Genomic DNA, 17,492 nt, shown 5'->3' on the forward strand with positions numbered 1-17,492 from the left:
CATGGGTATCGAGGAGAAGCTCCCCAGCGGAGTCCTGCTGAGCACGGTCGAGGGCCTGGCCGGCTACATGCGCAAGGCCAGCTTCTGGCCGGCGACCTTCGGCCTGGCCTGCTGCGCCATCGAGATGATGACCAGCGGCGGCCCCAAGTACGACCTCGCCCGCTTCGGCATGGAGGTCTTCCGCGCCAGCCCCCGCCAGGCCGACCTGATGATCGTCGCCGGCCGGGTGAGCCAGAAGATGGCCCCGGTGCTGCGCCAGATCTACGACCAGATGGCCGAGCCCAAGTGGGTGCTCGCGATGGGCGTGTGCGCCAGCAGCGGCGGCATGTTCAACAACTACGCGATCGTCCAGGGCGTCGACCACGTCGTCCCCGTCGACATGTACCTCCCCGGCTGCCCGCCGCGGCCGGAGATGCTGATCGACGCGATCCTCAAGCTGCACGACAAGGTCCAGCACGACACCCCCTTCGGCAAGAACCGCGAGGCCCAGATCCGCGAGCTCGAGGCCGAGGCCCTCGTCACGCTGCCGACCGGCGACCAGCGAGGACTCCTCCGATGAGCGACGAGAAGCCGGCCGAGAAGCAGGGCCCCGACAAGGCCGTCGAGCAGCCGGCCACCGAGCAGTCGCCCGAGAACGCCCCCGAGGCGCTGGGCGAGCCGGGCCTGGAGGTCCGCGCCGTCGGCGAGCGCCACGGCATGTTCGGGGTGAAGGGCAGCGGCGACACCAGCGGGTACGGCGGACTGGTCGCCCCCGTCGTACTGCCGGGCGCCGCGCAGCGGCCCTACGGCGGCTGGTTCGACGCGGTCGCCGACAAGCTCGACCCGCTGATCGAGCAGGTCGTCATCCACCGCGGCGAGATCACCTTCCACGTCCACCGCGACAACCTGGTCGCCGTGATGAAGCTGCTGCGCGACGACGCGGCGCTGCGCTTCGAGTTCCTCTCCGGCGTCAACGGCGTGCACTACCCCGGCGACGCGGGCCGCGAGCTGCACGCGGTCTACCACCTGGCGTCGTACACGTGGAACCGGCGGATCCGGGTGGAGACCAGCGCTCCCGACGCCGACCCGCACGTCCCGTCGGTCGTCGCGGTCTACCCCGCCGCCGACTGGCACGAGCGCGAGACCTGGGACATGTTCGGCCTGCAGTTCGACGGGCACCCGGCCCTGACCCGGATCCTGATGCCCGACGACTGGCCCGGCCACCCGCAGCGCAAGGACTACCCGCTCGGCGGCATCCCGGTCGAGTACAAGGGCGCCACCGTCCCGCCGCCGGACCAGCGGAGGAGCTACAACTGATGAGCACCGACTTCTACGCCGACCCGGCCGCCGACACCAGCGACGGCAAGGTCTTCACGGTCACCGGCCAGGACTGGGGCGACATCGCCTCCGGCCTCGGCGAGGGCGACGCGGCCGAGCGGGTCGTGGTCAACATGGGCCCGCAGCACCCGTCGACGCACGGCGTGCTCCGGCTGATCCTCGAGATCGAGGGCGAGACGGTGACCGAGGCCCGCTGCGGCATCGGCTACCTCCACACCGGCATCGAGAAGAACATGGAGTTCCGCACCTGGACGCAGGGCGTCACGTTCTGCACCCGGATGGACTACCTCTCGCCGTTCTTCAACGAGATGACCTACGTGCTGGGCGTCGAGCGGCTGCTCGACATCGAGGACGACATCCCGGAGAAGGCCCAGGTCATGCGGGTCCTGCTCATGGAGCTCAACCGGATCTCCTCGCACCTGGTCTGCATCGCGACCGGTGGCATGGAGATCGGCGCGCTGACGGTCATGACGATCGGCTTCCGCGAGCGCGAGCTGGTCCTCGACCTGTTCGAGCTGATCACCGGCCTGCGCATGAACCACGCGTTCATCCGCCCCGGCGGCGTCGCGCAGGACATGCCCCCGGGCGCGCTCGACCAGATCCGCGACTTCGTCGCGCTGATGAAGAAGCGCCTCCCGGAGTACGCCGCCCTCTGCAACGCGAACCCGATCTTCAAGGCCCGCCTGGAGAACGTCGGCCACCTCGACCTCGAGGGCTGCATGGCGCTCGGCCTCACCGGGCCGGTCCTGCGCAGCACCGGCTACGGCTTCGACCTCCGCAAGGCGCAGCCCTACTGCGGCTACGAGACCTACGACTTCGACGTGCAGACCTGGGACACCGCCGACTCCTACGGCCGCTTCCGGGTGCGCCTCAACGAGATGCACGAGTCGCTGAGGATCATCGAGCAGGCCGCCGACCGACTGGCCCGCCTCGAGGGCGCGCCGGTGATGGTGGCCGACAAGAAGGTCGCCTGGCCGAGCCAGCTCTCCATCGGCAGCGACGGCATGGGCAACAGCCTCGACCACATCCGCCACATCATGGGCGAGTCGATGGAGGCGCTGATCCACCACTTCAAGCTGGTGACCGAGGGCTTCCGCGTCCCGGCCGGCCAGGCCTACGTGCCGGTCGAGTCGCCGCGCGGCGAGCTCGGCGCGCACGTCGTCTCCGACGGCGGCACGCGCCCGTTCCGGGCGCACTTCCGCGACCCGTCGTTCAACAACCTCCAGGCGATGGGCGTGATGAGCGAGGGCGGCCAGATCGCCGACGTCATCGTCGCCATCGCGAGCATCGACCCCGTGATGGGAGGCGTCGACAGGTGAGCACCCCACCGATTGACGACAAGACGATCGGCGAGCTGCGCGAGATCGCGGCCCGCTACCCGGAGGCCCGCTCGGGCCTGCTGCCGATGCTGCACCTCGTGCAGTCGGTGCAGGGGCGGATCACTCCCGAGGGCATCGAGGCCTGCGCCGCGATCCTCGACATCAGCCCCGCCGAGGTCAACGGCGTCGCGACCTTCTACACGATGTACAAGAAGCACGGCGTCGGCGACTACCACGTCGGTGTGTGCACCAACACGCTGTGCGCGGTGATGGGCGGCGACGAGATCTTCGCCCGGCTCAAGGACCACCTCGACGTCGGCAACGACGAGGTGGCCGTCCAGCGCCAGGGCGACTCGCGCACGGTGAGCCTCGAGCACATCGAGTGCAACGCGGCGTGCGACTACGCCCCGGTCGTGATGGTCAACTGGGAGTTCATGGACAACCAGACCCCGGACTCGGCGGTCCAGATGGTCGAGGCGCTGCGCGCCGGCCACGACGTGAGCTCGACCCGCGGCCCGAAGCTGTGCACCTGGCGCGAGGCCGAGCGGGTGCTCGCCGGCTTCCCGGACGGCCGCGTCGACGAGGGCCCGACGGCGGGCCCGGCGTCGCTGGTGGGCCTGGAGATCGCCCGCGAGCGCGGGTGGAGCGCCCCTGACGCGGTCACGACCCCGGCCGTCGAGGCGGAGAAGAAGGCGGAGGGCTCCGATGGCTGACACCTTGACCCCGGTCCTGTCGGACACCTGGGACGCCGAGCAGGGCTGGAAGCTCGCCACTTACGCCGCCAGGGGCGGGTACGACGCCCTCGACGCCGCCTTCGCGATGAGCCCCGACGACGTGATCGCCGCCGTCAAGGACAGCGGCCTGCGCGGCCGTGGCGGCGCCGGCTTCCCGACCGGCATGAAGTGGTCCTTCATCCCGCAGGACAACCCGAAGCCGAAGTACCTCGTCGTCAACGCCGACGAGTCGGAGCCGGGCACCTGCAAGGACATCCCGCTGATGATGGGCAACCCGCACGTCCTCGTCGAGGGCGTGATCATCAGCTCCTACGCCATCCGCGCCAACAAGGCGTTCATCTACATCCGCGGCGAGGTCGTCCACGTGATCCGCCGGGTGCAGGCCGCGGTCGCCGAGGCCTACGCCGCCGGTCACCTCGGCAAGGACATCCACGGCTCGGGCTACGACCTCGACGTCGTCGTCCACGCCGGCGCCGGTGCCTACATCTGCGGCGAGGAGACGGCCCTGCTGGAGGGCCTCGAGGGTCGTCGCGGCCAGCCCCGCCTGCGCCCGCCGTTCCCCGCCGTCGCCGGCCTCTACGCCAGCCCGACGGTCATCAACAACGTCGAGTCCATCGCCTCGGTCCCCGCGATCGTGAAGAAGGGCGCGGCCTGGTTCGCGTCGATGGGCACGGAGAAGTCCAAGGGCCACGGCATCTTCTCGCTGTCGGGCCACGTGCAGAAGCCCGGCCAGTACGAGGCGCCGCTCGGCATCACGCTGCGCGAGCTGCTCGACCTGGCCGGTGGCATCCGCGAGGGCCACCAGCTGAAGTTCTGGACCCCCGGCGGCTCGAGCACGCCGCTGCTCACGGCCGACCACCTCGACGTACCCCTCGACTTCGAGGGCGTCGGCGGGGTCGGCTCGATGCTCGGCACCCGCGCCCTGCAGCTGTTCGACGAGACCGTGTGCGTCGTGCGCGCCGTGCTGCGCTGGACGGAGTTCTACAAGCACGAGTCCTGCGGCAAGTGCACGCCCTGCCGCGAGGGCACGTGGTGGCTGGTGCAGGCGCTCACCCGGCTGGAGAACGGCCAGGGCAGCGAGGCCGACCTCGACCAGCTGCTCGACCAGTGCGACAACATCCTGGGCCGCTCGTTCTGCGCGCTCGGCGACGGTGCGACGAGCCCGATCTCCAGCTCGATCCAGCACTTCCGCGACGAGTACCTCGCGCACCTCTCGCACGGCGGCTGCCCGTTCGATCCCGCGAAGTCCACGGCCTGGGCCGGGCAGGAGGTGTCGGCATGACGGTTTCGACAGGCTCGACCACCGGTGGTGTCGAGAGGACCGACCTGGTCACCCTCACCATCGACGGCGTCGAGGTCAGCGTCCCCAAGGACACCCTGGTCATCCGCGCCGCCGAGCAGATCGGCGTGCAGGTGCCGCGCTTCTGCGACCACCCGCTGCTCGCCCCGGTCGGTGCCTGCCGCCAGTGCCTGGTCGACGTCCCCGACGCGGGCAACGGCCGCGGCTTCCCGAAGCCGCAGGCCTCCTGCACGCTGCCGGTGGCCGAGGGCATGGTCGTCAGCACGCAGGTCACCAGCCCGGTCGCCGACAAGGCGCAGCAGGGCGTGATGGAGCTGCTGCTCATCAACCACCCGCTCGACTGCCCGGTCTGCGACAAGGGCGGCGAGTGCCCCCTGCAGAACCAGGCGATGTCCAACGGCCGCGGTGAGTCCCGCTTCTCCGACGAGCGCAACCGCGGCGTGAAGCGCACCTTCCCGAAGCCGATCAACCTCTCGCCGACGGTGCTGCTCGACCGCGAGCGCTGCATCGTGTGCCAGCGCTGCACCCGCTTCGCCGAGGAGATCGCGGGCGACCCGTTCATCGCGCTCGTCGAGCGTGGCGCCCAGCAGCAGATCGGCATCGCCGAGGACGCGCCCTTCCTGTCGTACTTCTCCGGCAACGTCATCCAGATCTGCCCGGTCGGCGCGCTCACCTCGGAGCAGTACCGCTTCCGCTCGCGCCCCTTCGACCTGGTCTCCTCGCCCGGCATCGCCGAGCACGACGCCTGCGGCTCGGCGATCCGCGTCGACCACCGCCGCGGCAAGGTGCTGCGCCGGCAGGCCGGCAACGACCCGGCGGTCAACGAGGAGTGGATCACCGACAAGGACCGGTTCGCCTTCGCCTACACGCAGGCCGACGACCGGCTCGGCTACCCGCAGGTGCGCGACGAGGACGGGACCCTCCGCCCCGCGTCGTGGCCCGAGGCGTTCGTGGTCGCGGCCCGCGGCCTCGCCGCCGCGAAGGCGGCCGGCGGCGTCGGCGTGCTCACCGGCGGCCGGCTGAGCGTCGAGGACGCCTATGCCTACAGCAAGTTCGCGCGCGTCGCGCTCGGCACCAACGACATCGACTTCCGGGCCCGTCCGCTGTCCGCGGAGGAGACCTCCTTCCTGGCCAGCCACGTGGTCCTCACCGGACCGGCCGGCGGCGCCGTGACGTACGACGACCTCGAGTCCGCCGCGAAGGTCGTCCTCGTGGGCCTGGAGCCCGAGGACGAGTCCGGCGCGGTGTTCCTGCGCCTGCGCAAGTCGGTCCTCGCGGGCGGCACCGAGGTGGTCAGCCTGGCGCCGTACACGACCCGCGGGCTGGCCAAGCTCGCCGCGCGCCTGGTCCCGACCGCGCCCGGCGACGAGCCCGCCGCGCTGCAGGCCCTCGCGGGCGAGCTCGACGCGACCAGCGTGCTGCTCGTGGGCGAGCGGCTCGCGACCGTGCCCGGCGCGCTGAGCGCCGCCGCCTCCGTCGCCGCCAGCAGCGGTGCCCGGCTGGCCTGGGTGCCGCGCCGTGCCGGTGACCGCGGTGCGCTCGAGGCCGGCTGCCTGCCGACCCTGCTGCCCGGTGGCCGTCCGGTCGCCGACGCGGCCGCCCGCGTCGACGTCGCCACGGCCTGGGGCGTCGACGCGCTGCCCGAGGCCGACGGTCGCGACGCCGACGGCATCGTCGCCGCGCTCGCGTCCGGCGAGCTCGGCGGCCTGGTCGTCGCGGGCGTCGACCCCGACGACACGGCCGACCCGGCCGCGACCCGGGCCGCCCTCGCGGCGGCGCCCTTCGTGGTCGCCTTCGACATCCGCCGCACCGAGGTCACCGACGCCGCCGACGTCGTCTTCCCGGTCGCCCCGACCTCGGAGAAGTCCGGCACCTTCGTCAACTGGGAGGGCCGCGTCCGGTCCTGGGAGGCCGCGCTGCACCAGCCGTCCTCGCTGCCCGAGCTGCGCGCGCTCTCCGGCATCGCCGACGAGCTGGGCGCCCCGCTCGGCTTCCGCACCGTCGACGAGGTCCGCGCCGAGATGGGCCAGCTGGGTCCGTGGGACGGCGAGCGGGTCGCAGCGGCGGTCGAGGAGGTCGCGCAGCGACCGTCACGAGACCCCGGCACCCTCGCGCTCTCCACCTGGAAGCAGCTGCTCGACAACGGCTCGCTCCAGGACGGCGACAAGTACCTCAAGGCCACGGCCCGCACGCCCGTCGCGCTCGTCACCCGGGAGGTGTACGACGCCCACGGGCCCACCGTCACGCTCACCGGTGACCGCGGCGCGATCACGCTGCCGGCCGAGATCGCCGACGACCTCGTCGAGGGCGTCGTGTGGGTGCCGGCCAACTCGGTCGGCAACGGCGTGCTCGCCGACCTGGCGTCGCCCGGGACGACGGTCACGATCAGCGGAGCGGAAGGGACGCACGGATGAACACGGCACTCAGCGCGTTCGGCAACGACGTCTGGTGGATCGTCCTGGTCAAGACGCTCCTCGTCTTCGTGGTCCTGGTCCTCCTGACGCTGTTCAACATCTGGTGGGAGCGCCGGGTCGTGGCCCGGATGCAGCACCGCATCGGCCCCAACGTGCACGGCCCCTTCGGCCTGCTGCAGTCGCTGGCCGACGGCGTGAAGCTGGCGTTCAAGGAGGACCTGATCCCGAAGGCCGCCGACAAGGTGGTCTTCGTGCTCGCGCCCGTCATCTGCGTGGTGCCGGCGTTCGTGACCTTCAGCGTGATCCCGTTCGGCCCGGAGGTGACGCTCTTCGGTGAGCGCACACCGCTCCAGCTGACCGACATGCCGGTGGCGGTCCTGTTCGTGATGGCGATCGCGTCGATCGGCATCTACGGCATCGTCCTCGGCGGCTGGTCCAGCGGGTCGACGTACTCGCTGCTGGGCGGGCTGCGCTCGAGCGCGCAGATGATCTCCTACGAGGTCGCCATGGGCCTGGCCCTGGTCGCGGTGTTCATGTACGCCGGGTCGATGTCGACGAGCGAGATCGTCGCCGCCCAGGACGACCTGTGGTTCGGCCTGATCCTGCTGCCGTCCTTCGTCATCTACGCGATCGCGATGGTGGGCGAGACCAACCGTGCGCCCTTCGACCTCCCCGAGGCCGAGGGCGAGCTGGTCGGCGGCTTCCACACCGAGTACTCCAGCCTGAAGTTCGCGCTCTTCTTCCTCGCCGAGTACATCAACATGGCGACCGTCTCCGCGCTCGCCACGACGCTCTTCCTCGGCGGCTGGCACGCGCCCTTCTGGATCGACGAGTTCTGGGCGGGCGCCAACGAGGGCTACTGGCCGGTGCTGTGGTTCTTCGGCAAGGTGCTGTCCTTCATCTTCGTCTTCATCTGGCTGCGCGGCTCGCTCCCGCGGCTGCGCTACGACCAGTTCATGGCGTTCGGCTGGAAGCGGCTGATCCCGATCTCGCTGGTCTGGATCGTCGCCGTCGCGACCATGCGGGTCGCCCGCAACGAGGGCGCCTTCGAGGACGGCTTCAGCGGCAACCCGCAGTTCTGGATGATCATGATCGGCGTCGTCCTCGTGGTGCTGCTGGTGACCTTCCTGGTGCCGGAGAAGACGCCCGAGGCCCCGACCCAGGTCCGTACGCCGCGTGCCGGCGGCTTCCCGGTCCCGCCGATGCCGACGGGCGGCGCCGTCCGCGGTGCGGCCGCGCCGCTGGTGTTCCGCACCGACCACACATCCGTCCAGCCGACCGATGCAGGGGTGAGCAATGGCTGAGCAGCCGGGGCAGTCCGGGCCGAAGGGCCCGTCGCTCAAGGAACAGCTCTGGGACCCGGTCGCCGGGTTCGGGGTCACCTTCCGGACGATGTTCCGCAAGGTCGTCACCGAGCAGTACCCGAAGGAGAAGCTGCCGACCGCGCCGCGCTTCCACGGCCGCCACCAGCTCAACCGCTGGCCTGATGGCCTGGAGAAGTGCGTCGGGTGCGAGCTGTGCGCGTGGGCGTGCCCCGCGGACGCGATCTACGTCGAGGGCGCCGAGAACCGCGACGACCTCGCCGACGGCGAGTCCGGTCGCTACTCCGCCGGCGAGCGCTACGGCCGCGTCTACCAGATCAACTACCTGCGCTGCATCCTCTGCGGCCTGTGCATCGAGGCCTGCCCGACCCGGGCGCTGACGATGACCAACGAGTACGAGCTGGCCGACGACAGCCGCGCCAGCCTGATCTACGAGAAGTCCGACCTGCTCGCCCCGCTGCTGCCCGGCATGCAGGAGCCGCCGCACGCGCAGCTGCTCGGCAACGACGACGCCTACTACCGCGGCGACTTCCAGCAGCCGGTCCCCGTGCCGGCCGTCCCGGGCGAGGGGGCGGGCAAGTGACCGCCTTCTGGATCCTCGCGCCGATCATGGTCGTCGCGGCGCTGGGCCTGCTGTTCGTCCGCAAGGCCGTGCACGCCGCGCTGCTGCTGGCCGTGGTGATGATCAGCCTCGCCGTGCTCTACGCGGTGCTCGAGGCGCCCTTCCTGTTCGCGGTGCAGATCATCGTCTACACCGGCGCCATCCTGATGCTCTTCCTGTTCGTGCTGATGCTCGTCGGCGTCGACGCGTCCGACTCCGTCGTCGAGACGATCAAGGGCCAGCGCGCGCTCGCCTGGTTCACCGGCCTGGCCTTCGTCGTCGTGCTGGTCGTCGGGTTCACGCAGCTCACCTTCGGCACGGCGGTCGGGCTCGACGAGGCGAACGAGGGCGGCAACGTCCAGGCCCTGGCCAACCTGCTGTTCTCCCGCTACGTCTTCATCTTCGAGGTCACCAGCGCGCTGCTGATCACCGCGGCGGTGGGGGCGATGGTGCTCGCGCACCGTGAGCGGCTCACGCCGCGTCGTACCCAGGCGGACATCGCGGCCGACCGGATCCGGGCCTACGCCGAGACCGGCGCCCACCTCGGACCGCTGCCGCCACCGGGTGTCTACGCCCGGCACAACGCCGTCGACACCCCGGCCCTGCTGCCCGACGGCAGCCCGGCCCCGGCGTCGGTGTCCCGCGTGCTCGCCGCGCGCGGCACGATGCAGGCGACCGGCCTCAAGGACATCGAGGCGATCAAGGACCAGCTGGGCGTCGAGCCCGCCGAGGCGCCCGAGACCGCCGGCAGGACGGCCGCCAGCGGCTCCACGGAGGAGAACGCCGCGCCCATCGGCACGGCCAGCTTGTCCCCTGGCGACGACCCGACCGGGCCCGGTGCTGCGAACGGCACCGTGACTGAAGGCTCTCAGGGAGGTGACCACTGATGGAACTGACGCCGTACGTCGTCCTGTCAGCCATCCTCTTCACGATCGGCTCGATCGGGGTGCTCACCCGGCGCAACGCCATCGTCGTGTTCATGTGCGTCGAGCTGATGCTCAACGCCTGCAACCTCGCCTTCGTCGCCTTCGCCCACCAGCACGGCAACCTCGACGGCCAGGTCGCCGCCTTCTTCGTGATGGTGGTCGCCGCGGCCGAGGTCGTGGTCGGACTGGCGATCATCATGACCATCTTCCGCACCCGACGCTCGGCCTCGGTCGACGACGCCAGCCTGCTGAAGTTCTGAGGACGCCCCATGCACGCACTCTCCGCACTCGCGCTCGCCTCGAGCGAGACGCACGTCCCGGTGGTCGCCCCCGCCGAGGCCGACGGTGTCCTCAACCTGCTCTGGCTGGTCATCGCGCTGCCCCTGGCCGGCGCGGCCGTCCTGCTGCTGCTGGGCAACCGGCGCAGCCAGGGCTACGGCCACTGGATCGGCCTGGGCACCATCTCGGTGTCCTTCCTGCTCAGCCTGGTCTCGTTCGTCACGCTGCTCGGGCGCGACGAGGGCGACCGGCAGGTCGCGAAGCACCTGTGGACCTGGATGGAGGCCGGCCGTCTCGACGTCGGCTTCGACATCCTCTACGACCCGCTGTCGGCGCTCTTCCTGCTGCTGATCACCGGCGTCGGCTCGCTGATCCACCTCTATTCGGTGGGCTACATGGCGCACGACCCGCGCCGGTCGCGCTTCTTCGCCTATCTCAACCTCTTCGTCGCCGCGATGCTCACGCTCGTCCTCGCGGAGAACTACGTGGGGCTGTTCCTGGGCTGGGAGGGCGTCGGCCTGGCGTCGTACCTGCTCATCGGGTTCTGGCAGCACAAGCCCTCCGCGGCCGCTGCCGCCAAGAAGGCCTTCGTCATCAACCGCGTCGGTGACATGGGCCTGGGCCTGGCGATCTTCCTGATGTTCGCGACCTTCGGCACCACCAGCTTCAGCGGCATCAGCGCCCTGTCGAGCGGCGCGACCGAGACGACCCTCAACTGGATCGGCGTGCTCCTGCTCGTCGGTGCCTGCGGCAAGTCCGCGCAGGTCCCGCTGCAGGCCTGGCTGCTCGACGCGATGGAGGGCCCGACCCCGGTGTCGGCGCTGATCCACGCGGCGACCATGGTCACCGCCGGGGTCTACCTCGTGACCCGCTCCAACTTCATCTTCGAGCTGGCGCCGGCCGCGCAGACCGCCGTCGTCATCGTCGCCACCGTCACGCTCCTGTGGGGCGCGATCATCGGTTGTGCCAAGGACGACATCAAGAAGGGCCTCGCGGGCTCCACGATGAGCCAGATCGGCTACATGATGCTCGGCGCCGGCCTCGGCGTCGCCGGCTACGCCTTCGCGATCTTCCACCTGCTGACCCACGGCTTCTTCAAGGCCAACATGTTCCTGGGCGCCGGCTCGGTGATGCACGCGATGGACGACGACGTCGACATGCGCCACTACGGCGCGCTCAACAAGGCGCTGCCCGTCACCTTCGCGACCTTCGCCCTCGGCTTCCTCGCGATCATCGGCGTCCCGCCCTTCGCCGGCTTCTGGTCGAAGGACAAGATCATCGAGACCGCGCTGGTCGAGAACCCCGTCGTCGGCATCTGCGCCCTGCTGGGTGCCGGCATCACCGGCTTCTACATGACCCGGATGATGCTGATGACCTTCTTCACCCAGAAGCGGTGGGAGAAGGGCGTCCACCCGCACGAGAGCCCGAAGGTCATGACCATCCCGCTCATCGTGCTCGCGGCGCTGTCCGCCCTCGGCGGCCTGATGCTCGCCGGCAACTGGATCGTCGACTGGCTGAGCCCGGTCGTCGGCCACGCCGAGCACGAGGAGCCGCCGATCCCGGTCATCCTCATCACGCTCATCACCATCGCGGTGGTCGCCGCCGGCGTCGCGCTCGCCTGGTTCCTGGTCGGCAAGCAGGAGGTGCCGCGGGAGGCCCCGGCCGACGTGTCCTTCGCGACCAAGGCCGCCCGTGCCGACCTGTACGGCGACGCGATCAACGACACCCTCGTGGTCAACCCGGGCCTGGCGACCGTCCGCGGCTCCGTCGGCGCCGACCGCACCCTCGTCGACGGGCTGTTCACCGGGGGAGCGACGATCGTCGCCGGCACCGGTGAGCTGCTCCGGCGGCTGCAGAACGGCTACGTCCGCTCCTACGCGCTCGGCATCCTCGGTGGCGCCGTGCTCCTCGTCCTGACCCTGGTGGCGGTGAACTGATGCTGTCGTTCCTGATCTGGCTCCCGGTCGTCGGAGCGGCGGTGGTCGCGTTCGCGCCCCGCTCGCTCAGCAAGACGCTCGGGCTCGGCATCGCGCTGGCGACCCTGGTCGTCGCGGTCGTCGCCGCTGTCCAGTACGACGTCGACGGCGGCCGCCAGTTCGTCGAGGAGGTCGAGTGGATCGAGGCCTTCGGCGTCCACTACGCCCTCGGCCTCGACGGCCTCGGCCTGCTGATGGTCCTGCTGACCGTGCTCCTGGTGCCGCTCGTCCTCGGCGCCGAGTGGTTCAAGGCCGACGACCCCGCCGGCGGCGGCGCCCGCGCGTTCGTGGCCTGGGCGCTCGCGCTGGAGGGCCTCTCGCTCGCGGTGTTCTGCGCGACCGACGTCTTCCTCTTCTACGTCGTCTTCGAGGCCACCCTGATCCCGGCCTACTTCCTCGTCGGCAGCTTCGGCCGCGAGGGCCGGGGCGCGGCGGCGCTGAAGTTCCTGATGTTCCAGCTCGCCGGCGGCCTGATCCTGCTGGCGTCCGTGATCGGTCTCTACGTCGTCTCCTCGCAGGCCGGCGAGCCGTCGTACCTCCTCTCGGACCTGGAGAAGCTCGACATCGGCACGGAGGCCGGCCGCTGGCTGTTCTTCGGCTTCTTCATCGCGTTCGCGATCAAGGCGCCGCTGTTCCCGGTGCACACCTGGCTGGCCGACACCACCGAGAAGGCGACGCCCGGCACGGGCGTGCTGCTGGTCTGCATCCTCGACAAGATCGGCACCTTCGGGATGCTGCGCTTCTGCCTCGGGATCTTCCCGGAGGCCTCGCAGTGGGCGACCCCGTTCGTGATCACCCTGGCGCTGATCTCGGTGGTCTACGGCGCGCTGCTCGCCATCGGCCAGGACGACGTCTTCCGCCTGATCGGCCTGACCTCGCTCAGCCACTTCGGGCTGATCACGCTCGGCATCTTCACGATGAGCACCCAGGGCGGCACCGGCTCGATCCTCTACATGGTCAACCACGGCCTCGGCACGGCGGCGCTCTTCCTCGTCGCGGGCTACCTCTACGACCGGCGCGGCACCTCGCTGATCAGCGAGATGGGCGGCATCGAGAAGGTCGCCCCGGTCCTGGCCGGGCTCTTCCTGGTCGCCGGCCTCGCCACGCTCGGCCTGCCGGGCCTCTCGCCGTTCGTCAGCGAGTTCATGGTGCTGCTCGCCGCCTTCGGCTACGCCTGGTACGTCGGCGCGATCGCCATCACCGCCGTGGTGCTGGCCGCGATCTACGTGCTGTGGATGTACCAGCGCACCATGACCGGGCCGACGCCGGCCGACGTGGAGGGCACCGCGGACCTCGGCCTGCGCGAGATCGCAGCCGTCGCCCCGCTGGTCGTGGCGCTGGTGTTCCTCGGCTTCTACCCGGCCCCGCTGACCGACGTCAGCAACCCCACCGTCGGTGAGCTCCTGCACGAGCAGGTGGGCGTCGACGACGACCCGCCGACGGTGGATCCGACCGATGTCGAGCACGACGAGCAGGAAGCGGAGGCGCACTGATGGAGTTCGTGAAGCCCGAGCTCGAGTACGCCGAGCTCCTGCCGCTGCTGATCGTCCTCGGCGCCGCGTGCGTGGGCGTCCTGTTCGAGGCGCTCCTGCCGCGCGACCTTCGCCGCCTGCCCCAGGTGGCGCTCAGCCTCGCCGCCCTGATCTCCGCCCTGGTCGCCACGATCCTCGTCGGGGCCGACCTCGACGAGCACACCGGCATCGCCGGCGCCGAGGGCAAGGGCCTCGTCGGCGCGATGGGCTCGGTCGTCGTCGACGGCCCGACCGTCTACCTCTGGGGCCTGCTGCTCGTCTTCGCCATCGGCGGGGTCGCGCTCTTCGCCGAGCGTCGCCTCGAGGGCGGGGTCTCGGCGTTCACCGGCCAGGCGGCCGCGCTGCCCGGCACGGACACCGAGCGCGACGCGTCGACCCGCGGGCTCGAGCACACCGAGGTCTACCCGCTGCTGCTCTTCGCGGTCGGCGGCATGCTGCTCTTCCCGGCCTCGGGCGACCTGCTGACGATGTTCGTCGCGCTCGAGGTCCTCTCGCTGCCGCTCTACCTGCTCTGCGGGCTCGCCCGCCGGCGCCGCCTGCTGAGCCAGGAGGCGGCCATGAAGTACTTCCTGCTCGGCGCCTTCGCCTCCGGCTTCTTCCTGTACGGCGCCGCGCTGGTCTACGGCTACGCCGGGTCGGTCACCTTCGCCGGGATCAACGAGGCGGTCCGTGCGGGCGGGGCCAACCACGGCCTCCTGCTCGCCGGCATCGCGCTGCTCTCGGTCGGCCTGCTGTTCAAGGTCGGTGCCGCCCCGTTCCAGGCCTGGACGCCGGACGTCTACCAGGGCGCCCCGACTGCGGTCACCGCGTTCATGGCCGCCGGCACGAAGGTCGCCGCCTTCGGCGCCCTGCTGCGCCTGCTCTACGTCGCGTTCGGCGGCGAGCGCTGGAGCTGGCAGCCGATGCTGTGGGTCGTCGCGATCGCGTCGATGGTGCTGGGCGCCGCGCTGGCCGTCGTACAGAACGACGTCAAGCGGATGCTGGCCTACTCCTCCGTCGCGCACACCGGCTTCCTGCTCGTGGGCGTGCTGGGCGTGCAGAGCGCGGGCGACCTGGCCGAGGGCCAGTACACCTCGCTCGAGGGCGTGCTGTTCTACCTCACGACCTACGGCTTCGCGATGATCGGCTCGTTCGCGGTCGTCACCCTGGTGCGCGACGCGGGCGGCGAGGCGACCCACTACGACCGCTGGGCCGGGCTGGGCAAGCGCTCGCCGCTGGTGGCCGGTGCCTTCGCCTTCTTCCTGCTGTCGATGGCGGGCATCCCGCTGACTGCCGGCTTCATCGGCAAGTGGGCGGTCTTCACCTCGGCGATGTCCGCCGGCGCCTGGCCGATCGTGCTCGTGGCGATCGCGTCGAGCATCGTCGCGATCACCTTCTACGTGCGCCACATCCGGCTGATGTTCTTCACCGAGGCGCACCCGGACGGTGGTGGCGCGGTCACGACGCCGTCGCTGCTGACCTCGGTGACCGTCGTCGTCTGCCTCGCGGCGACCCTCGTCCTCGGCGTGGTGCCGGGCCCGGTTCTCGAGCTGGTCACCCATACGGGAGACTTCATCAGGTGACGAGTGCTCCATCGCCCGCTGAGCTGGCCCTCCCGATCCTCGACGAGGCGCTGGCCGAGCGTCTGCGCGGCCGGATGGCCACGGTCGAGGACGCCCTCTACGCCCACGCGTCCAGCCGGGCGCCGTACGTCACCGAGGCGGCGCGGCACCTGCTCGCCGCCGGTGGCAAGCGGTTCCGCCCGCTGCTGGTGCTGCTGGCGGCCGAGGCCGGGCCGCGCCCCGACGCCGACGAGGTGCTCACCGCGGCGTGCGTCGTGGAGATCACCCACGTGGGCTCGCTCTACCACGACGACGTGATGGACGAGGCGGAGCTGCGTCGCGGCGAGGACTCCGCCAACGCGCGCTACGACAACCTGGTCGCGATCCTCACGGGCGACTGGCTCTTCGCGAAGTCGTCGGAGCTCACCGCCCAGCTCGGCCCCGAGGCCGTCCGGATCCAGGCGGAGACCTTCACCCGGCTGGTCGAGGGCCAGATCCTCGAGACGGTGAAGCCGGGCCCCGACGAGGACGCGCTCGCCCACTACCTCGAGGTCGTCGCCGGCAAGACCGGCTCGCTGATCGCGACGTCGGCCCACTACGGCGCGCTCTTCTCGGGTGCCGCCCCCGAGGTCGTCGCCGCCCTCACCGCGTACGGCGAGCTGGTCGGCACCGCCTTCCAGCTCTCCGACGACATCCTCGACATCGCCTCGGAGAGCGAGGAGTCCGGCAAGACGCCGGGCACCGACCTCAAGGAGGGCGTGCCCACGCTGCCGGTGCTCATCGCCCGTGCCTCGACGGACCCGGCCGACGCCCGGCTGCTGGAGCTGCTCGACCCCGAGCGCTCCGACCTGGCAGGTGACGCCGAGCTGCACGCCGAGGCGCTGGACCTGCTGCGCAAGCACCCGGCGATGGCGGAGGCCCAGGCCTACGTCGTCGCCCGTGCGCAGGAGGCCAAGCGGTTGCTCGAGGTGCTTCCCGAGGGCTCGGTGCGGAGCGCCCTCGAGGCGTTCGCGGACGTGGTGGCGGTCCGCTCCGCCTGAGCTGCGCGGCGCCGCCCGGCACAGGCTGATCGGCGACGCCTTCCATGGGCTCGGCCGTTCCGTCTCGGCGTACCCTCGGCAATCTGTACCAAGTCAGTTAAGTTTGATTGTCATGAGCACGATGGCCACCAACCAGGACCTCGACCCGGTCGCGCTGCGACAGGCGTTCGGGGTCTTCCCGACCGGGGTGGTCGCGCTCGCTGCCGAGATCGACGACGAGCCGGTCGGCCTCGCCGCCAGCTCGTTCACCTCGGTCAGCCTCGATCCACCCCTGGTCTCCGTCTCGGTCGCGCGCACGTCGAAGACGTGGCCCGACCTCCGCCGGGCGCGCCACTTCGGCGTGACCGTGCTGGCCGACCACCACGGAGCCGTCTGTCGCCAGCTGTCCGGGCCCGTCGGCGAGCGCTTCGCCGGCATCGACGTCACCGTCACCGACGAAGGAGCGGTCACCCTCGACGAGGGCCTGGTCCGCTTCTCCTGCTCGCTCTACCGCGAGGTCGACGCCGGCGACCACGTCATCGTCCTGCTGCAGGTCCACGCGGTCGAGCACGGCGCCGAGGACGACGCCGGCCACCCCCTCGTCTTCCACCGCAGCGGCTTCGGCCGCCTCGAGCGGAGCGCCTGACCAGGCGGCTCCCCCCTCGATCGCCTCGTGCGGCAGCGACGTGCACCCCGTCCGCTGCCGCACGAGGCCTCCATGCACGGGTTTCCCCCGGTGCGCCACGGGGCAGGAGGCCCGGCGCACGCACCGTTGATTCGATCTCGAGGGGGATCACCCATGCGCATGACCCGTTTCGCCACCGCTCTTCTCGCCGTCGTCATCGCGACGATCGTCGGCCTCACCGCCACCACCGACGCCCGCGCCGCGGCGCCGGTCGCCGAGAAGGCCCTGCCGCGGCACACCGTCGCCAACCTGCGGACCTTCGAGTCCGCTCGCGACGGCATCTTCTACACCAAGGGCAATGTGACCTCGCAGCCCGGCATCCGCGTCTGGCTGCAGGCCCACAAGAACGGTGGCCGCCCCGGCTACCAGGGCGTGACCTCGGTGGTCTCCGCCCGCACCAACGGCGCCTTCTCCATCCGCTTCGTCGGCCGGTGCAACACGACGTACCGGATCGTGCTGAAGCCGACGGTGAACTACACCTACCTGGTGCGCCAGCTCGGCACGGTCACCTGCAGCTGACCTCGCGC

16 protein-coding genes are annotated in these 17,492 nt (G+C 70.9%); all 16 read left to right on the top strand.

All coding sequences use genetic code 11. The annotated features are described in order from the left end of the window. Position 1: 1 nt before the first annotated feature. Positions 2-559 carry a NuoB/complex I 20 kDa subunit family protein gene (locus tag BJ993_RS13250; protein WP_036550203.1) on the top strand — a complete coding sequence of 186 codons (558 nt, stop codon included), beginning with the start codon at positions 2-4 and terminating at the stop codon, positions 557-559. Continuing rightward, on the top strand, positions 556-1,296 hold the full coding sequence (locus tag BJ993_RS13255; protein ID WP_036550205.1) for an NADH-quinone oxidoreductase subunit C: 741 nt from the start codon (positions 556-558) through the stop codon (positions 1,294-1,296). Before BJ993_RS13250 ends, BJ993_RS13255 begins: the two co-directional genes overlap by 4 nt. Next, positions 1,296-2,636 (top strand): NADH-quinone oxidoreductase subunit D, encoded by a 1,341-nt coding sequence (locus BJ993_RS13260; RefSeq protein ID WP_036550207.1) that lies wholly within the window; start codon positions 1,296-1,298, stop codon positions 2,634-2,636. The genes BJ993_RS13255 and BJ993_RS13260 overlap by 1 nt, the downstream gene beginning before the upstream one ends. Continuing rightward, the gene (gene nuoE / locus BJ993_RS13265; protein ID WP_179649169.1) at positions 2,633-3,349 is read left to right on the top strand and encodes an NADH-quinone oxidoreductase subunit NuoE; all 717 of its coding nucleotides are present in this window, start codon (positions 2,633-2,635) and stop codon (positions 3,347-3,349) included. Before BJ993_RS13260 ends, nuoE begins: the two co-directional genes overlap by 4 nt. Further along, positions 3,342-4,652, top strand: a complete 1,311-nt coding sequence (gene nuoF, locus BJ993_RS13270; protein WP_179649171.1) for an NADH-quinone oxidoreductase subunit NuoF — start codon at positions 3,342-3,344, stop codon at positions 4,650-4,652. Before nuoE ends, nuoF begins: the two co-directional genes overlap by 8 nt. Then, positions 4,649-7,084 carry an NADH-quinone oxidoreductase subunit G gene (locus BJ993_RS13275; RefSeq protein ID WP_179649173.1) on the top strand — a complete coding sequence of 812 codons (2,436 nt, stop codon included), beginning with the start codon at positions 4,649-4,651 and terminating at the stop codon, positions 7,082-7,084. Before nuoF ends, BJ993_RS13275 begins: the two co-directional genes overlap by 4 nt. Beyond that, positions 7,081-8,388 carry an NADH-quinone oxidoreductase subunit NuoH gene (nuoH, locus tag BJ993_RS13280; RefSeq protein WP_051932859.1) on the top strand — a complete coding sequence of 436 codons (1,308 nt, stop codon included), beginning with the start codon at positions 7,081-7,083 and terminating at the stop codon, positions 8,386-8,388. The genes BJ993_RS13275 and nuoH overlap by 4 nt, the downstream gene beginning before the upstream one ends. After that, a complete protein-coding gene (gene nuoI, locus BJ993_RS13285; protein WP_051932860.1) occupies positions 8,381-8,989 on the top strand; it encodes an NADH-quinone oxidoreductase subunit NuoI in 609 nt (202 codons plus the stop codon). Before nuoH ends, nuoI begins: the two co-directional genes overlap by 8 nt. Beyond that, positions 8,986-9,894, top strand: coding sequence for an NADH-quinone oxidoreductase subunit J (locus tag BJ993_RS13290; protein ID WP_179649175.1), 909 nt, complete (start codon positions 8,986-8,988; stop codon positions 9,892-9,894). The genes nuoI and BJ993_RS13290 overlap by 4 nt, the downstream gene beginning before the upstream one ends. After that, complete coding sequence (nuoK, locus tag BJ993_RS13295; RefSeq protein ID WP_179649177.1) at positions 9,894-10,193, top strand: NADH-quinone oxidoreductase subunit NuoK; 300 nt, start codon at positions 9,894-9,896, stop codon at positions 10,191-10,193. Before BJ993_RS13290 ends, nuoK begins: the two co-directional genes overlap by 1 nt. A gap of 9 nt (positions 10,194-10,202) precedes the next feature. Further along, complete coding sequence (nuoL, locus tag BJ993_RS13300; protein ID WP_179649179.1) at positions 10,203-12,149, top strand: NADH-quinone oxidoreductase subunit L; 1,947 nt, start codon at positions 10,203-10,205, stop codon at positions 12,147-12,149. Then, positions 12,149-13,681, top strand: coding sequence for an NADH-quinone oxidoreductase subunit M (locus BJ993_RS13305; RefSeq protein WP_036550218.1), 1,533 nt, complete (start codon positions 12,149-12,151; stop codon positions 13,679-13,681). The genes nuoL and BJ993_RS13305 overlap by 1 nt, the downstream gene beginning before the upstream one ends. Continuing rightward, the gene (gene nuoN / locus BJ993_RS13310) at positions 13,681-15,282 is read left to right on the top strand and encodes an NADH-quinone oxidoreductase subunit NuoN (RefSeq protein WP_179649181.1); all 1,602 of its coding nucleotides are present in this window, start codon (positions 13,681-13,683) and stop codon (positions 15,280-15,282) included. Before BJ993_RS13305 ends, nuoN begins: the two co-directional genes overlap by 1 nt. Continuing rightward, a complete protein-coding gene (locus BJ993_RS13315) occupies positions 15,279-16,301 on the top strand; it encodes a polyprenyl synthetase family protein (protein ID WP_308645564.1) in 1,023 nt (340 codons plus the stop codon). The genes nuoN and BJ993_RS13315 overlap by 4 nt, the downstream gene beginning before the upstream one ends. Before the next feature lie 112 nt (positions 16,302-16,413). After that, positions 16,414-16,926 (top strand): flavin reductase family protein, encoded by a 513-nt coding sequence (locus BJ993_RS13320; protein WP_036550222.1) that lies wholly within the window; start codon positions 16,414-16,416, stop codon positions 16,924-16,926. A gap of 153 nt (positions 16,927-17,079) precedes the next feature. Continuing rightward, positions 17,080-17,484, top strand: a complete 405-nt coding sequence (locus BJ993_RS13325) for a hypothetical protein (RefSeq protein WP_036550223.1) — start codon at positions 17,080-17,082, stop codon at positions 17,482-17,484. The last annotated feature ends 8 nt before the right edge of the window (positions 17,485-17,492 follow it).

This window comes from Nocardioides aromaticivorans, from assembly GCF_013408525.1.
In the GTDB taxonomy this organism is placed as follows: domain Bacteria; phylum Actinomycetota; class Actinomycetes; order Propionibacteriales; family Nocardioidaceae; genus Nocardioides; species Nocardioides aromaticivorans.

What these genes read in the sequence shown, in the direction of transcription:
- nuoK (WP_179649177.1), top strand. Translation starts at nt 9,894, where the DNA reads ATGGAACTGACGCCGTACGTCGTCCTGTCAGCCATCCTCTTCACGATC.
- BJ993_RS13260 (WP_036550207.1), top strand. Translation starts at nt 1,296, where the DNA reads ATGAGCACCGACTTCTACGCCGACCCGGCCGCCGACACCAGCGACGGC.
- nuoF (WP_179649171.1), top strand. Translation starts at nt 3,342, where the DNA reads ATGGCTGACACCTTGACCCCGGTCCTGTCGGACACCTGGGACGCCGAG.
- BJ993_RS13325 (WP_036550223.1), top strand. Translation starts at nt 17,080, where the DNA reads ATGCGCATGACCCGTTTCGCCACCGCTCTTCTCGCCGTCGTCATCGCG.
- nuoN (WP_179649181.1), top strand. Translation starts at nt 13,681, where the DNA reads ATGGAGTTCGTGAAGCCCGAGCTCGAGTACGCCGAGCTCCTGCCGCTG.
- BJ993_RS13275 (WP_179649173.1), top strand. Translation starts at nt 4,649, where the DNA reads ATGACGGTTTCGACAGGCTCGACCACCGGTGGTGTCGAGAGGACCGAC.
- BJ993_RS13320 (WP_036550222.1), top strand. Translation starts at nt 16,414, where the DNA reads ATGAGCACGATGGCCACCAACCAGGACCTCGACCCGGTCGCGCTGCGA.
- nuoL (WP_179649179.1), top strand. Translation starts at nt 10,203, where the DNA reads ATGCACGCACTCTCCGCACTCGCGCTCGCCTCGAGCGAGACGCACGTC.
- BJ993_RS13250 (WP_036550203.1), top strand. Translation starts at nt 2, where the DNA reads ATGGGTATCGAGGAGAAGCTCCCCAGCGGAGTCCTGCTGAGCACGGTC.
- BJ993_RS13255 (WP_036550205.1), top strand. Translation starts at nt 556, where the DNA reads ATGAGCGACGAGAAGCCGGCCGAGAAGCAGGGCCCCGACAAGGCCGTC.
- BJ993_RS13305 (WP_036550218.1), top strand. Translation starts at nt 12,149, where the DNA reads ATGCTGTCGTTCCTGATCTGGCTCCCGGTCGTCGGAGCGGCGGTGGTC.
- nuoI (WP_051932860.1), top strand. Translation starts at nt 8,381, where the DNA reads ATGGCTGAGCAGCCGGGGCAGTCCGGGCCGAAGGGCCCGTCGCTCAAG.
- nuoH (WP_051932859.1), top strand. Translation starts at nt 7,081, where the DNA reads ATGAACACGGCACTCAGCGCGTTCGGCAACGACGTCTGGTGGATCGTC.